This is a genomic window from Streptomyces sp. SID12501 (assembly GCF_010550245.1).
Taxonomy (GTDB): Bacteria; Actinomycetota; Actinomycetes; order Streptomycetales; family Streptomycetaceae; genus Streptomyces.
On sequence record NZ_JAAGLU010000554.1, the window covers coordinates 1 to 461 of the forward strand.

1 protein-coding gene is annotated in these 461 nt (G+C 73.8%); it reads left to right on the forward strand.

Annotated features, from left to right (window positions below; genetic code table 11):
• Positions 1-461 (forward strand): hypothetical protein (locus G3I71_RS47255; RefSeq protein ID WP_164325113.1); only part of this gene is annotated, 461 nt, incomplete at both ends.

Consider the following 461-nt stretch of genomic DNA (forward strand, 5'->3'; position numbering starts at 1 on the left):
GAGCTGGACGAGGAGATGGTGTACGAGTCCCGCGTGGGTGACGTGTTCACCCTGGGCACCACCTCCTGGCGCATCGAGGACATCACCCGCGACCAGGTCCTGGTCACCCCCGCGCCCGGGGTACCGGGCCGGCTGCCGTTCTGGAAGGGCGACCAGCTGGGCCGCCCCCTGGAACTGGGCCGCGCGGTCGGCGCGTTCCTGCGCGAACTGGGCGCCCTGAGCGACGAGGACGCCCGGCTGCGACTGCTCGCGGCGGGCCTGGACGCCTGGGCCGCCGACAACGTCCTCGCCTACCTCACCGAGCAGCGCGAGGCCTGCGGCCACGTACCGGACGACCGGACCATCGTCGTCGAGCGGTTCCGTGACGAACTGGGCGACTGGCGGGTCGTGGTCCACTCGCCGTTCGGCGCCCAGGTGCACGCCCCCTGGGCGCTGGCCCTCGGCGCCCGGCTGGCCGAGAA